This is a genomic window from Alkalibacter saccharofermentans DSM 14828 (assembly GCF_900128885.1).
GTDB classification, from domain to species: Bacteria; Bacillota; Clostridia; order Eubacteriales; family Alkalibacteraceae; genus Alkalibacter; species Alkalibacter saccharofermentans.
In genome coordinates, this window is record NZ_FQTU01000001.1 from 205,227 (window position 1) to 220,514 (window position 15,288).

General features: G+C 39.1%; 15 protein-coding genes. 8 read left to right on the top strand and 7 right to left on the bottom strand.

Annotated features, from left to right (window positions below):
- Positions 1-397 precede the first annotated feature (397 nt).
- A complete protein-coding gene (ytvI, locus tag BUB93_RS01005) occupies positions 398-1,483 on the bottom strand; it encodes a sporulation integral membrane protein YtvI (protein WP_159432046.1) in 1,086 nt (361 codons plus the stop codon).
- Between the two features lie 186 nt (positions 1,484-1,669).
- On the opposite strand from ytvI, the gene BUB93_RS01010 reads away from it, so the two are divergent.
- From BUB93_RS01010 to BUB93_RS01030, 5 genes are all read left to right on the top strand, one after another.
- A complete protein-coding gene (locus BUB93_RS01010) occupies positions 1,670-2,284 on the top strand; it encodes a Fe-only nitrogenase accessory AnfO family protein (RefSeq protein ID WP_073269198.1) in 615 nt (204 codons plus the stop codon).
- A 178-nt stretch (positions 2,285-2,462) separates the two neighbouring features.
- The gene (locus tag BUB93_RS01015) at positions 2,463-2,912 is read left to right on the top strand and encodes an FHA domain-containing protein (protein WP_073269199.1); all 450 of its coding nucleotides are present in this window, start codon (positions 2,463-2,465) and stop codon (positions 2,910-2,912) included.
- A 2-nt stretch (positions 2,913-2,914) separates the two neighbouring features.
- Positions 2,915-4,192: an FtsW/RodA/SpoVE family cell cycle protein gene (locus BUB93_RS01020; RefSeq protein ID WP_073269200.1), complete on the top strand. Its 1,278-nt coding sequence runs from the start codon at positions 2,915-2,917 to the stop codon at positions 4,190-4,192.
- Entirely contained in the window at positions 4,179-5,591 is a 1,413-nt protein-coding gene (locus BUB93_RS01025) for a peptidoglycan D,D-transpeptidase FtsI family protein (RefSeq protein WP_073269201.1), read from the top strand. Before BUB93_RS01020 ends, BUB93_RS01025 begins: the two co-directional genes overlap by 14 nt.
- Positions 5,592-5,621: 30 nt before the next feature.
- A complete protein-coding gene (locus tag BUB93_RS01030) occupies positions 5,622-5,885 on the top strand; it encodes a TIGR03905 family TSCPD domain-containing protein (protein WP_073269202.1) in 264 nt (87 codons plus the stop codon).
- 51 nt (positions 5,886-5,936) lie between these two features.
- Here the strand turns inward: BUB93_RS01030 and hydG are convergent, their stop codons facing one another.
- The 4 genes from hydG to BUB93_RS01050 are packed head-to-tail and all read right to left on the bottom strand — an operon-like array spanning position 5,937 to position 10,220.
- On the bottom strand, positions 5,937-7,313 hold the full coding sequence (gene hydG / locus BUB93_RS01035) for a [FeFe] hydrogenase H-cluster radical SAM maturase HydG (protein WP_073269203.1): 1,377 nt from the start codon (positions 7,311-7,313) through the stop codon (positions 5,937-5,939).
- A gap of 13 nt (positions 7,314-7,326) precedes the next feature.
- Positions 7,327-7,581 carry a TM1266 family iron-only hydrogenase system putative regulator gene (locus tag BUB93_RS01040; protein ID WP_073269204.1) on the bottom strand — a complete coding sequence of 85 codons (255 nt, stop codon included), beginning with the start codon at positions 7,579-7,581 and terminating at the stop codon, positions 7,327-7,329.
- A 3-nt stretch (positions 7,582-7,584) separates the two neighbouring features.
- Complete coding sequence (gene hydF / locus BUB93_RS01045) at positions 7,585-8,823, bottom strand: [FeFe] hydrogenase H-cluster maturation GTPase HydF (protein WP_073269205.1); 1,239 nt, start codon at positions 8,821-8,823, stop codon at positions 7,585-7,587.
- Positions 8,820-10,220: an aspartate ammonia-lyase gene (locus tag BUB93_RS01050; RefSeq protein ID WP_073269206.1), complete on the bottom strand. Its 1,401-nt coding sequence runs from the start codon at positions 10,218-10,220 to the stop codon at positions 8,820-8,822. The genes hydF and BUB93_RS01050 overlap by 4 nt, the downstream gene beginning before the upstream one ends.
- A gap of 327 nt (positions 10,221-10,547) precedes the next feature.
- Between BUB93_RS01050 and BUB93_RS01055 the strand changes: the two genes are divergently transcribed.
- From BUB93_RS01055 to BUB93_RS01065, 3 genes are all read left to right on the top strand, one after another.
- Positions 10,548-11,324: a DeoR/GlpR family DNA-binding transcription regulator gene (locus BUB93_RS01055; RefSeq protein WP_073269207.1), complete on the top strand. Its 777-nt coding sequence runs from the start codon at positions 10,548-10,550 to the stop codon at positions 11,322-11,324.
- Positions 11,321-12,247: a 1-phosphofructokinase gene (gene pfkB, locus BUB93_RS01060; protein ID WP_073269208.1), complete on the top strand. Its 927-nt coding sequence runs from the start codon at positions 11,321-11,323 to the stop codon at positions 12,245-12,247. Before BUB93_RS01055 ends, pfkB begins: the two co-directional genes overlap by 4 nt.
- 88 nt (positions 12,248-12,335) lie before the next feature.
- Complete coding sequence (locus BUB93_RS01065; RefSeq protein WP_073269209.1) at positions 12,336-12,569, top strand: hypothetical protein; 234 nt, start codon at positions 12,336-12,338, stop codon at positions 12,567-12,569.
- Positions 12,570-12,633: 64 nt separating this feature from the next.
- Here the strand turns inward: BUB93_RS01065 and BUB93_RS01070 are convergent, their stop codons facing one another.
- Together BUB93_RS01070 and BUB93_RS01075 are read right to left on the bottom strand one after the other, a co-directional pair.
- A complete protein-coding gene (locus BUB93_RS01070; protein WP_073269210.1) occupies positions 12,634-13,716 on the bottom strand; it encodes a tyrosine-type recombinase/integrase in 1,083 nt (360 codons plus the stop codon).
- Positions 13,717-14,347: 631 nt separating this feature from the next.
- The gene (locus BUB93_RS01075) at positions 14,348-15,250 is read right to left on the bottom strand and encodes a tyrosine-type recombinase/integrase (RefSeq protein ID WP_073269211.1); all 903 of its coding nucleotides are present in this window, start codon (positions 15,248-15,250) and stop codon (positions 14,348-14,350) included.
- Positions 15,251-15,288 lie beyond the last annotated feature (38 nt).

Below are 15,288 nucleotides of genomic sequence, written 5' to 3' on the forward strand. Positions count from 1 at the left end.
TGTCGAATAAAGGAAACTTACGAGTGATAGAAGAGCAGGCAGTCCCAAGAAGATCATCGGTACTTTGATAAAATACATTAGCCACCTGAAAGGAATGAAGGAATGACTAATGAGGAAATGTCTTAGGGATCGGGAGTAGTCAATAAAAGACGAAACCGATCCTTAAGGCTTTTTATGCGTGTTCTTATAAAAAAGCTTATTTTGTGTTTAAAAAATATATTGGCGGGTATAAGAGAAGTACAAAGGAATAAGGTTCAAATCTTAAAAGGGTAAAGCCTTAAAGGATAGAATCGATAGCCTTTGAATCCACATTAGCCACAGGGAAGGAACAAAGATGACTAATGCGCGAAGGGCTTAAGGGTCGGAAGTAATCAAGTTGATGAAACCGATCCTTAAGTCATTTTTTGTCCTCTGAAAGGAGCAGCTCCTTGAGGGACTGGTGCCTGAAAACAACTTGTACTACGCTTTTCAATATGAGAAAGATAATAGGACCCATAATGATACCTATGCCACCAAGGGTCTTAATTCCTACAAACATAGCCCCCAAGGTCAAAACAGGATGTACGCCAATCTGAGAGCCTACTATCTTTGGTTCGATCAACTGCCTTACGATCATAACGATGCCGTAAAGGACCAATAAGGAAATTCCTGTCTTGAAGTCATCATTGATAAATGAAATTATGGACCAGGGTATTAAAAATCCTCCTGTACCTATGACCGGCAAAATATCAACCACTGCGATTATTGCCGCTAATGCCAGTCCATATTGCACTCCTATTATTGTAAATCCTATGAGAAGTTCTGTAAAAGTAATGCTCATTATGATCATGTAAGCCCTGAGCAGTCTAACTACTGAATTAAGTATACTTATCTTTATGTCTTCAAATCTGTTTATCCAAATTTGGGGTGCCTGTTTGTGTATAAAATTTGTTATTTTATCCCTGTCGCTGGAAATAAAATATGTGGAAAGAATCATCACAAATAAAAATATTACAGCTGAAGGTATGGATATGGCTGTGTTCAATACCCTTCTCACAAGGTCGTTTATTATTTCTCCTGCAGATGCTATGATACCCTCCAAGACATCTCTCAAAATGGCTGCTACTTCATCAGGCAATCCGGCAAAGAGATTATTGCTGCCTTCACTTATTTCCATCACCTTTAGGTAAACCTCATTAAACAGACCAGGGATTACCTCAAATAAATCCCTTGCTTCTGAGACGATTCTTAAGACAATAAAAGTGGCCACAAATGAAAGCACTCCCAAAAGGAATATAACCGCTACAAAGGAGGCGATTTTCCTTGGTATCTTTTTCCGGATTAAAAACCCCACAATAGGCTCGATCAAAAAAGCCAATAACGCGGCAAATATAAAAGGAGCTATATATTGAAATGTTTTAAATACCAACCAAGTTCCACCAATAATTGCAGCTAGGTTAATAAAAAATCTTATGACTTTCTTCTTATCAAAATGAACGTTCACGAGCCACACCTCCTTTATGCACATTTTTAGCTTATATATCTATATTACCATAAAATCTAAATTTTTATTCAATAAGTAATTGCTATCTTGTAACACTTGTGCTATAATTGTAAAAAAGTCAAAGGCAACGGCGCATTTATTTTTAAATAGATGTGTCGTTTTTTTTGTTGATAAGGAAGTGACTTGATGAAAATCGCATGCTGCTTGGATAAAAACGACAAAATCGTCTCTATAAACGATTGGTCCGCCCTGAAAATATTTGAAATCGACAACTTTAAAACCAGGCAGGTTCAAGAAATATTTTCAAGCCGATCTAGTTCTGATTCCTTAAGTGATAGGCGAAATTTTGCCAATTACGTTCTTTCCTCACTTGGAGATTGTAAAATACTTTTAGCCTCAAAAATAACAGGTATTTTCTATAATTTACTTGAAAGTGCAGGATTTGAGCTTTGGGAAGTCGATGGAGATCTTTCAGATATATTAAACAGCTTTATACCAATGATGGATGATACCACGCCGAAAAATCCTTCTGCCACACAAACCGGTCTTTTAAAAAAGGATGAAGGCATATTGACCTTTAACCTTAAAGAGGCTCTAATTCAATTCCCTGACGCTTCATCTAAGAAATTATTACTTCCGCTACTTGAAGAAACACCCTTTTTTCAGCTTAATGTTTTATGCGGGCACATACCGCCCTGGTTTGAAACCACTTTAAAAAACATGGGCTTCGATTATAAGGCGGTAGAACTGGAAAACAAGCTAGTCAAAGCGGTTATTGAAAAGAAGGTTTGCAGCAGTTAGTTTTTTAAAATCGGCCATATTATCCCTCTATTATATAGAGATAAGATACCCTGATTGCATTGTGCGTCAGGGTATCTTTATTTGTGGGCTAATGTTTACAAAACCTTTAATTGCAAGAAGCTGGATTAATCTATATAATATTTCTTAGGCGTGTCATGCTTGAAAAGGAGTGGACAAAATGTTTGAGATACTTTCAACTGTTTTTAGATATATTTTTATAGTCATAATATATTATTTTGTTTATGGGATTATCCGGCTCATATACCTAGACATATCAACTACGACCCATACCGGCAAAAAGCTCAGCGGTAAAGATCCATATTTAAAGCTCATAAACAGGAGAGAAAGCTTGAACTTTAGAGTTGAAGAGAGTTATTTTCTTGATGGGGCAACATCTTTGGGAAGATCCAACAAAAACGAGATATGCATCAAGGACCCTTTTCTATCAGGAGAACACGCTGCTTTTCACAACAAGAAAGGCGCATGGTACGTGTACGATTTAGGCAGCAAAAACGGAACATTTGTCAACGATGAACAAATTGATTCTCAACCATATGAGCTGACTGACGGGGATACTGTGCATCTGGGTCAGCTTAATTTTATTTTCGTTGATGTCAGAGAGGTTTGATTATGGACAACATATATAGTATTTACAAGCCCGTCAGAATGGTCATGCTTTTCAACGTCTTGGCCTTTATCCTTATCTTTTTTTACGAGGGTAATAATGACTATTCCACGCTTTTATGGGGCCTTGGCATTATCATGTTGATTTATCTGGTTTATACTTTGATCAAATGGAAGAGCTGGGGAGACGAGTATCTATTTCTTATAGCCTCAATGCTTGTTAGCATAGGGCTTGTGATGATTTACAGGCTGAATCCTGAAATTGGACAGAAACAAATAATCTGGTTTTTAGGCGGTACCTGCCTGTTTTTTTTCATCTATCTGTTGTTCAATGCACTCCCGGTTTGGAGCTCTAAAAGGCTTTACTATATTTATCCCTTATTATCTTTTATTCTTTTTTCCCTGACATTGTTTTTTGGCAGAAGAATAGGAGGGGCCATCAACTGGATCAGCATAGCCGGCATCACCATACAGCCTTGGGAGATTATAAAGCTTCTATTCGTATTTTTTTCTGCAAGCTACTATAAGCACAGAGATAGCCTTGAAAGCCTAAATTTCACTGTTAAGGGACACGATATTCAAGTGAAAAGCATATATATTTACGGAATCCTCTCGTATATGCACATGGGTTTTCTGATTTTGCAAAGAGAGTGGGGAGGCGCCCTTTTGTTCTTTTCAATTTACTTCACTCTGTTGTATATTTTTGAAAGCAATGTCAAGTTCATGATTGCCAATGTGATTTTAGCGGCTCTCGGCGGATTATCCGGAATTCTTTTTCTTAGCCATATACAGACAAGAATTGATATATGGCTGGATCCCTGGGCTGATATATCCGGAAAAGGATATCAAATTACACAATCTCTTTTTGCCATAGGCAGCGGAGGATTTTTTGGTACCGGAATTGGCCTTGGAAGACCGGAACTTATACCCGCAGTCCACACTGATTTTATCTTTTCAGCAATATGTGAGGAAATGGGCATTTTCGGAGGTGCTGGCGTAATTTTACTTTATTTTCTTATGGTATACAGGGGGATAAAGATTTCTCTAAAAATCGAAGATGTTTTTTACAAGGCTCTCGCTCTTGGCATTACTGTCATGGTGGGTTTTCAAACCTTTATAATAATAGGTGGCGTGATTAAGATGATTCCCCTCACAGGCATTACCCTTCCGTTTATTAGTTATGGAGGAAGCTCACTGATTTCAAGCTTTATAGCCCTGGGCGTGCTACAGGCAATTTCAAGTGGAAAATCATTTCACGTGGAGGACAATCATGAAGGAAAATAAAAAGGCTCTTAGAGTTTTGGCAATAGTATGTATACTTTTTCTTTCCCTCATAGGATATCTGACATACTTCGAGATATTTTTAAAAGAATCTGTGGTGGCAAATTCTTACAACAAACGCCAGTGGGAATACGCTAACAACAAACTGAGAGGTTCCATATTCGACAGAGACGGCGAAACCTTAGCCTATAGCGAGGGAGAGGGAACTGACCAAGTGAGGATTTATCCCCACAATGGACTTTACAGCCATGTGATTGGTTATCATTCAATAATATATGGCAACTCATTTCTCGAGTCTGTTTATCAAAAGGAATTAAGCGGAAACACTCCTTTAGGAAATGTCTTGGATATAAAAAATAAATTGACAGGGGAGGACGGCTTTGGAAACAACCTCCACCTTACTATCGATCATGACCTTCAAAGGAAAGCTCTAAATTTGTTGAAAGGCCGAAATGGAGCTATTGTAGCCGTCAATCCCAAAACAGGAGAGATCTTGGCAATGGCCGGCAACCCGATATTTAATCCTAATGAATCAAATTTGGTTAAAAATTGGTCCTCTATGCTAGAATCTCAAGATTCGCCATTTCTATCAAGATCCCTACAGGGATTATACGCACCAGGATCTACCTTCAAGCTGGTAACTGCAGCGGCTGCGCTGGAAAACGGGTATGAAAATTACACTTTTGAAGATTCCGGAAGTGTGGCAATTGATGGAATGACCATCAGGAATTCTGGATCTAGAGCATATGGGGCTCTTGATATTACAAAGGCATTTTCCCTATCCAGCAATACCTACTTTGCCACCTTGGGGGTAGAGCTCGGAGAAAGCATAATGAAATCCGGTGCTGAAAATTTTGGGCTGAATAAGAATCTGCCCTTTAACCTATCGGTTAGGCAGAGCACTTTCCCATATAAAAAGATGGCTCAGACTGAGCTTGCCGCCTCCGCAATAGGGCAGGGACAGATACTGGTTACTCCCATCCAGATGGCAATGGCCGCATCGGCAATCGCCAATGATGGAGTCATGATGGAGCCTTATTTAGTCAGCAATATAACCGATATCAACAGGAATATATTATTCAGTGCGACACCTAAAGAATACAGCACATCGGTATCTATTCAAACTGCCGAGAAGCTGACTGACATGATGGTGGAAGCTGTCAATAGCGGAACCGGTAAAAATGCCAAAATTTCCGGCGTACTGACTGCCGGAAAGACCGGAACGGCTCAAAACGAAAAATCCTCTTCTGAGGGAGGGAACGAACACGCTTGGTTTATGGGATTCGCTCCTGCAGATGACCCTCAAATTGCTGTAGCTGTTATTCTCGAGTATAGCGGTTCATCGGGTGGAAGCGCAGCAGCTCCAATAGCCAAAAGTGTTATGGAAGCATGGCTGAAATAAATAATAATTAATAGAACAGGAGACTTCATATTGGATACTAAAAACTTCACTTACAAAACAACGGGCGTATGCTCAGGGGAAATAAACATCTCATTGAAAGGAAACACCATAAAATGCATCGAATTCGTAGGAGGCTGTGAAGGCAATGCAAGTGGTATTTCCAGCCTGTTGGTAGGGATGGATATAGCTGCTGTTATAGAAAGGCTTAAAGGCATAGGTTGCAGCGGAAGACCTACATCCTGCCCAGATCAACTTTCAATAGCTTTAGAAGAATTCAATAATGCAATGGACTGATAAAAGGGACTATCCAATGAGATAGTCCCTTTTATCAGTCTGAATTTTATATTAAAAAAACAAATCTCTTTCCCCGTCTTCTATCCTAGCCAGCCTATCCAATGTAATTTCCCGCATTTTTTCGCTTGGCACTATTTGAATGTTCTTTTTTATTACATCTTCTCCAAGCCTTCTCAAATCTTCATCCGCATAATCCATCAAATATTCTTTAAGGGTCAGCATTGCATTTGGATGGCATAAATTGTGGATATTGCCGCTTTTAGCTACCTGCATGAACCGATCTCCAGTTCGTCCCGCCCTGTAGCATGCGGTACAGTAGCTGGGTAAAAACCCTTGCCTTAATAGTGAATCAATAACATCGGCGGAAGGTCTTTTATCCGCCTTTTCAAATTGATCCTCTACATTATCCTTGTCACTGTATCCTCCAACCTCAGTTCGCGAGCCTGAGCTAAGCTGTGAAACTCCCATTTGAATAAGCTCTTCTCTCATTTTAGAGTTCTCTCTTGTTGAAAGGATTATCCCCGTATATGGAACAGCGCATCTCAATATGGCTACCAGTTTTTTAAAGTCCTCGTCATTAACCCCGTAAGGGAATTTTTCTGCAGCGACGCCTTTGGCTTTTTTTATCCTCGGCACTGAAATAGTGTGTGGACCTACTCCGTACTTTTCTTCAAGGTGATCCCTGTGCATCAACAGCCCCAATGCCTCGAATTTATGGTCGTAAAGGCCAAATAGAGCTCCTATGCCTACATCGTCAACGCCACCCTCCATAGCCCTGTCCATGGCTGTAAGGTGGTAGAGATAGTCGGACTTAGGACCGGAAATATGATATTTTTTATAAGTATCCTCATGATAAGTCTCTTGAAACAAGATGTACGTTCCTATGCCCGCCTCTTTTAGCTTTTTGTAGTTTTCTACAGTAGTCGCCGCTATATTTACGTTGATTCTTCTGATGCTGCCGTTGTCCAGCTTGGTTTTATATATGACATCCATTGCATGAAGTATGTAGTCAATAGGACAGTTCTCATCATCTTCTCCTGCTTCCAGAGCGATTCTCTTGTGACCCATATTCTCGATTATCCTTACTTCCTTTTCTATTTCCTCATCCCTTAGTTTTCTTCTTCCGAAATCATTTTCACATTTAAATCCACAGTATCCACACTGATTTACGCAGTGGTTTGAAACGTAAAGAGGGGCGAACATCACTATTCTGTTTCCGTAGATAGTTTCTTTTATATAATTTGCCGTGTTTTTCATCTCGTCTACGAGTTCATCGTCCTCGCATTGCAACAGGCATGCGGTTTCCTCTATTGAAAGGGTCTGAAGCTTCCTTGATTTATCTAGAATCCTTAAGATATCCTCCCTTGAAGCTTTTTTGCCCTCTTCAAGGAGTGTGTGGATTTTCAGGTCATCTATAAATTTTTTCATAATTTTCCTCCGATTAATATGTTTTTTTGGACAATGCGCTTTTTACGCTAACTCCATTTAATACTCCAAGTTTTCCCGTCAAGCTTCCGATATCGTCTGTTGTTCCATCTACGACTATCGATATCACATTTACATCCCGTCCATTGGGGTGGGGAATTCCCATTCTTCCGGCAATGACTCCGGCATGAACATGGAGTATGTCGTTTATTTTATCCACCTGTTGTGAATCTTCTATAACAATGCCTACAACTCCGATTCTGTTATTCATAAATCACGCCTCCTTTTCCCATATCATCTTGGCAAGGGGGAAGGGCTCAAGTGCCCTGTCTAGAATGCCGTGAACGTATGCGATTAATACTCCGTAGTTGACTATGGGAACCTCAAAGCCGTCTGCCGAGTCTATTCTATGTCCCATCGCCCTGTGGTTTAGCATGCAGCCTCCACAGTGAACGATCAGCCCATACTGCTCTACGTCTTTTGTAAATTCCACTCCTGATACATGATGAAATTCCAGGTCTTTCCCCGTCATCTGTCTAAGCCACCTTGGAATCTTTACAGTGCCAATGTCATCCGTCTGACGGTGGTGGGTACATCCTTCAGCTATCAATATCTTATCTCCGTCCTCAAGATCATCGATTTTTCTAGCTCCCTTCACCAAAACATTCAAATCCCCCTTGTGTCTTGCAAAGAGTATGGAAAATGAAGTCATAAGAATATCGTCAGGGGTATCGGCGCTGACCTTTAAAAAAGCCTGTGAATCTGTAACTACCATTTTGGGCTTGGTTCCAAGCTTATTAAGCGTATCTCTTAGTTCGTGCTCTTTGGTCACTATAGCCATGGCATCGCTTTCCAGGATGTCTCTGATGGTCTGCTGCTGCGGCAATATCAACCTTCCTTTTGGCGCGGCCTTGTCGATGGGGGTAACCAATACTACGAAGTCTCCCGGTGAGATAAGATCGCCAATTATTTTGAACTTGTCTTCATCCTCAGGCGCTAGCTTTCCGATAAAGTTTTTAAGCTCCTCTATCCCTTGCTTTTTTAAGGCCGAAACGCTGTGTAGCTTCATACCTATAGATTTTTCTATATTTTTCTTAATAGTTGAATGATCATCCACTAAATCATTTTTATTTAATACCGGGACTACAGGTATTTTTCTATTTTTAATTTTCTCCACAAGGTTCACTTCGAAAGAAAAATCTGCTTCTTCGCTGCATTCAAATACCACGACTGCAATATCCGTCTTGTTCAGTACTTCAAGGGTCTTTTCTTCTCTAAGCGTTCCAAGTTCTCCTTCATCGCACAATCCTGCTGTGTCTATCATGGTAACCGGACCGATAGGCAAAAGTTCCATGGACTTGTAGACAGGATCTGTGGTGGTTCCTCTAACCTTGGATACTATGGCCAGATTTTGATTTGTAACCGCATTTATAAGACTTGATTTTCCTGCATTTGTCTTGCCAAAAAACGCTATATGAACGCGGTTCGCCTTTGGGGTGCTGTTTAAGCTCATTTTTTGCTCCTTCCCGGATTTGTTATCCTGTAACCGTCAAATAATTTTTCTACTTGATCTTCAGGCAAGATACCTTCAGCAGTCAGATAATCCTTTATTGTGATATCTGATTCGAAAGCCTCTATTGCTATCTCCGATGCCTTTTCATACCCTAAAATGTCAATCAATACTGCCGACAGGGAAGTGGACCTTTCCAGGTATTCCCTGCATCTTTCTTCGTCAGCCTCCAGAGTCCTTATGCACAGCTTATCAAACTTCTCTACAGCCTTTATCAGAAGCTCAAAAGATTCAAGTATGGAGTGGGCTATCAACGGTGAAAATGCGTTGAGCTCCAGCTGACCTGCGCCTGCTGCCATGGTTATGGCAAGGTCGTTTGAAATCACTTTATAAGACACCTGCAAAACCATCTCGCAGATTACAGGGTTCACCTTTCCAGGCATAATTGTGGAGCCCTGTTGCAATGCCTTCATCTTGATTTCTCCCAAACCGCCTTTGGGACCTGAAGCCATAAGCCTCAAATCGTTTGATATTTTTATTAAATTAGCGGCACAAGCTTTCAATAGACCGCTAGCTTCAACAAAAACATCCATGTTCTGGGTAGTGTCTACCAATAAATCACTTCTGGAAAGTCCGTAACCCGTTTCATTTTTTATTTCTTCTGTGATTCGGTATATGTACTCCAATGAAGCATTAAGCCCAGTTCCTATAGCTGTCCCGCCCAGGTTTGTTTCTCTGAGCCGTTCCTCAACTTTATATATGCGCCATCTATCTCTCGATATGGCTCTTGCATAAGCGCCGAATTCCTGCCCTAAAGTGATGGGGAGGGCATCCATAAGCTGGGTTCTTCCAAGCTTTAGGACTGTTGCAAATTCCTCTTCCTTTTTCTGAAGGCTTGATTGAAGCTCTGCAAGGCGTTCTGCCAAAAGCCTGGTTTTTTCTATGCAGGCTATTCTCATTGCAGTGGGGAATACGTCGTTTGTGCTTTGGCTTAAATTAACGTCGTCAAGAGGGTTAATAATGCCGTATTCGCCTTTGGTTCCTCCGAGGCTTTCGATAGCTAAATTTGCGATTACTTCATTCACGTTCATATTTAGAGAAGTTCCTGCACCGCCCTGAAGGGGATGAACTATAAACTCGTCATCATAATCTCCGGAAAGTATTCCATCACAGCTTTTTATTATGGCTTCAGCCTTATCTTTACCCAGATACCCTAGGATCTTGTTAACCTTCGCAGATGCTTTTTTGATCCTGACAATGCTTCGTATCAATGATATGTTTGACTTTTCCTCCGTTAAGGCGAAGTTTTTATATGCTCTAAAAGAATTTATGCCATAGTAGGCAGCATTATTGATTTCTGCTTCACCTAGAGAATCTTTTTCTATTCGGTAATCATTCATATTATCTGCATCCTTTTTTAATATTCAAAACAATAAAATAAAACCTTGTCTCAACTGAAACAAGGCATAAAAATACAAATATTCATGCCAACCCTTCTTTTTTATAGTCAGGTCAACGTATCTTATCGTTTATTTTTACCATCCTTGCTCTCAGAATCAATCCTTGAGTTTAGATATTGTTATATAATTAACTATTAGGATATACTCTATTTGTGTTCTTGTCAAGATATTTTGTTTGACCGCTTATTTTAATAATGATATAATCATAATCAGTCATATGTATTCATTATCAGCCACAAACAATCGTATTTGAGAAGGGGAATAAATATGTTTACCGAGGAGCGTCAAGAAAAGATTTTTATAAAACTTCAGGTTGAAAAGCGAATAAGCATAGGCGACATAACATCTGAATTTGAAGTATCCGATTCCACTGCAAGACGGGATTTGCAGGAAATGGAGCGCAGGGGACTATTGGCCAGGACTCATGGAGGAGCAGTAATCTTGAAAAGAGCAAGCTATGAGCCGAATATCGCAGCTAAAGAAACTGAAAATCCTGAAAGCAAAAAATCGATTGGCAGGTTGGCATCAGGGTATATTCATACTGACGAAACTATATTTTTAGATTCGGGCTCAACTACCTTGGAGATAGCTAGGGCAATAATGGACAAACAGGTTAAGATAATTACAAATTCCATTCAGATAGCCTGGGAATTGTCTTTCTCTGATACAGTTGAGTTGGTCATGCTGGGGGGAGAGCTTAGAAAAAGCACCAAAAGCATAACCGGAGCCATAGCTTTAGACAGCATCGTCAAACTGCATGTGGATAAGGCTTTTGTAGGCGCCAACGGAATCGATCTTAATGCAGGTTTCACCACGCCCAACATAGGTGAGGGAAAGATCAAGGAAATAATGCTTAAAAATTCGAAAAATAAGTTCATCGTCGCAGATTCAGACAAATTTGATCAAGTGTTCGGATACTCATTTGCTTCCTTGGACGTTGCGGATTACCTGCTTACCGATAATAATATTGATAAAGAAGTTCATATTAAATATAAAAACGCTGGATGCGATATTATAAATGAAAATAGGGAGTGTTTAAAATGATAATAACAGTTACTTTAAATCCGGCTGTTGATCACAGCATTGAAGTGGATGGATTCAAACCTGGATTAGTCAACAAGGCTTCTAAAACCTATAAAAAAGCTGGCGGCAAGGGAATCAACGTCTCCAAAACCATAAGCTATGCCGGTGGCAAAACAACCGCAACAGGATTTCTTGGGGGCAATACAGGAGAATGGATATCAAGGGAACTAAAAAATGCAGGTATAATTGATAAATTTATATTTACAGACAAAAGCACCCGGACAAACATTAAAATCGTAGACACTGCAACTGAAGAAGTAACTGATATAAATGAAAAGGGGGATGAGCTTGATTCCATGTACTTGGACTCATTGGAATCAAGTCTTTATTCCATGATTAATGTGGGGGATATGGTCGTTCTTTCCGGAAGTCTTCCCGGGGGCATGTCAGAAAGCGTTTACGAGACAATGATATTAAAGAGCAGGGAAAAAGGAGCAAAGGTAGTTCTGGATGCGACACAGGAGGCCTTAAAGCTTGCACTAAGGGCGAAACCTTTTATGATAAAGCCAAACATACACGAGCTCGAAGAGATATTTGACAATCCCTTGGATTCTATTGAAAGCATCAAGGAAGCATGCTATAAGTTTATAGATAGTGGTGTCAATGTAGTGCTATTGTCTATGGGTGGAGAGGGCGCCCTTTTAGTAACCCGTGACTTCGTTAAAAAAATAGACGGAATAAAGGTAAAGGTTAAAAATACCGTAGGTGCCGGTGATTCCATGGTCGGTTCATTTGTATATAAATACGAACAGACAGGAAATCTGGAAGAAGCATTTAAGTATGCGGTAGCTACTGCAACTGTTCACGTGGGTGAAGGTACTACCTTGGGTAATTTGGATTTGATAAAGGGCTATCTAGATCAAATAACGGTTTACTCTGTCTAATGGATTGATAGGATAACCGATATATGTTAAAATAAAGGTGACAAAAAAGAGTCTGGCAAAACAAGTATGAACAAGGCGGGTGATTTATATGCTTAAAATGTGCGTATTGGAAGAGAGCAAAATTTGTGACGATTGTGCAAAATGCAAGGTTTGCGATCTTGACGTAATGAAGATATGCGATGACTGTATGGATTGCCTCATCGGAACAGATGAAGACTACATGTTCGTTGAAATAGACGGTCTGCCTGATATAGACGACACCGTTGAGTTTGAGCAGGAAAAGAAACACAAATTTGAAAGATGGATGCATAGAGAACATTAAAATCAGCCGGTTGTTATGTATGACTCATAACAACCGGCTGATTAATTCTAACGATTTCATCTTTTCAGCTGTCATCCCTTAATTTTATCATTTTAGCCGCTTTGCGCCTTTGTTCGTCGCTGATTTCCGCATAATGCTTCTTGGTCGTATTTACGTCCTTATGTCCCAAAACATCTGCCACCAAGTAAATATCTCCGCTTTCTCTGTAAAGGTTTGTTCCAAATGTACTCCTTAGCTTGTGAGGAGATATATTCTTCAGGGGAGCTATTATCTCGGTATATTTTTTGATCAGCTTCTGCACGGCGCTAACTCCAATTCTCTTTTTCTGCAAGGACAAAAACATAGCGCTTTCATGTCCAGGGTAGGGGGTAATGGAATTTCTTATCTCAAGATAATCAAGAAGCACTCTAGCCACTTCATCGCTGAAGTATAAAACTACCTGATTTCCGCCTTTTCGAGTTATTACAAAACTGTTGTTGTTGAAATCAAAGTGATTAATGTCAAGTCCCACAAACTCGCTAACACGAATGCCGGTACCTAAAAGCAGAGTGATCATTGCCATGTCCCGTTCCTTGTTGATTTGATGGTACTTCTTTTGATCCTTGGTAAGATGTTGAGCATTCTCTATAATATCCAAGAGTTTTGCAACTTCGTCAACCTCAAGGCGCACGATGGGCTTTTCACGAATCTTTGGTATGTCAACGAGAAGTGCCGGGTTTTTTTTGATTATCTCCTTTTTATAAAAATACTTGTAGAAAGTCCTTAATGTAGAGAGCTTTCTTGCTTTGCCCGTATTGCTGTTTGTATAGGTTACGAACTCATCCGAATTTTTATAGTGGGGAAGAGAGTAGAAGGACAAATACTCCATGAATTTTTCAATTTGGATAGGAGAGAGGTTTTCTACTTCTTCTATGATGATTTCCTTCATGGATTTCTTTTCGCCGGGATCAAAGACCTCTTCAGTCAAATAGTGAAAGAAGCTCCTTAGATCAAAGGCATAGGCGATTCTGGTTTTAATGGAAGTGGTTGGTTCGATTCCACGAAAAAACGTCTCGCAAAATACCGGCATTTGATTGACGAGCTCACGTAGCTTTAAAGTAAGACGCATGTTTTCTTCTTTTTGAAAAGTTTCTTTTTTATCCGACATCGAGAACAGATCCTTTCAGATTAAATTGTGACACTGCCCTTAAAAGGCAATGAGGCAATTATTTGTAGCAAACCGCAATTCAATAGTATCACAACTTTCCGTTAAACACAAGTTTAAGGTACAGTAAGCAAAGAAATGCACAGAACCTAATGATTATCTCAAGCAATTTATTGAATTGATGATAATTATTAGGTTCTGTATATGGCGCAGCCATGATGAAAACTTTTTTGAAGTAAAAGTTTGAATACATCCCTTTGCTTATTTGCTTATTTGTATTAAAGAATTAATAAAATTTAATATTCGGCGAAGCCTTCTATGAGAGTTTTTTCTATAAAAACTCGAATACTCTTTCTCTATAACCTAATGATTATCTCAAGCAATTTGTTGAATTGATGATAATTATTAGATTCTGTGCATCCCTTTGCTTATTTGTATTTAAGAATTAAAGGACAACGCTTGCTTTATATAAGCTGGGTAGTTCAATTGATATTGGGCGAACTTTAACTATATGCGAGAATCACTTTCCACTTTTCCCTTTCCTGCTGTCTTCTTTAAATTTCACAGGTATTCGTATAAGGCCTTGTCAAAAAAAACGGCTTAAATCGCAAATATGGGCTTAGTTTTTTAAAGGTTATTTCTTTTTTATCTTATCCAAGTCCAAATAAACCGGATCATCACTGATATCTCTTTTAAAATGTTTTTCAAGGGACAATGATTTTTTATAACCTAAATACTTGTGAATTTCTTCCGGTTTGATATTGCTTTCGATCAATCTGAGTATGGATGTGTTTCGAATGCTCTTTGAGGTTACGTTGTCTTTAAGCTCTGAATCAACTCTAAGATTCTTAATTATATGCTGTATTGTCCTAACACTTATTTTATCATTTTTTTGACTTGAGAAAAGGTATTCTGATCCTGTTTTATATCTTTCCGTATTAATATAATCATCAATGGCTCTTTTGCAATCATCATTAAGCTTAATAGTTTTTTTTGGAGTTATAAGAATTGACCCGTTGTAATCGGAAATTTTTATTTCTGAAATTTCTGAAGCTTTAAGCGCACAATTTGATATTAGTATCAAAATAGCGATATCTCTATATTTATTCCTGTATCTTATTTTATCAAAAAGTTTGTTCAGTGTCTCTTCGTTAAGGTAGTTGGGCGCTGCAGATACTGTTTTATATCTTTCTACACTTTCCACAGGATTTTTTTTATCTATAAGATTGACGTATCCCAAATAATCAAAAAAAGATCTCAATGAAGTCAGTCTTCGGTTGCTTGTTACGTCACGTTTGTTTTCAACATGTTTAACATGATAAGCAAAGGCATATATATCTTGAGTCTGAACTTTTTTTAATAATGATGTCATATCCCCAGAATCAAAGTCAACAGAATCCACATCTGATCTGTTAATTAAAAATACAAAAAACTTTCGTAAATCATAAATATAAGCCTTTATGGTTTTTTCAGAAAGCTGCATAATCTCTTTTAAATGGGTAGCGTAGCTGTCAAGAAGCTCTTCACTTTTTTGCACTTTAAAAACTCCTCTCATAGACCATTTGATAATTGCGC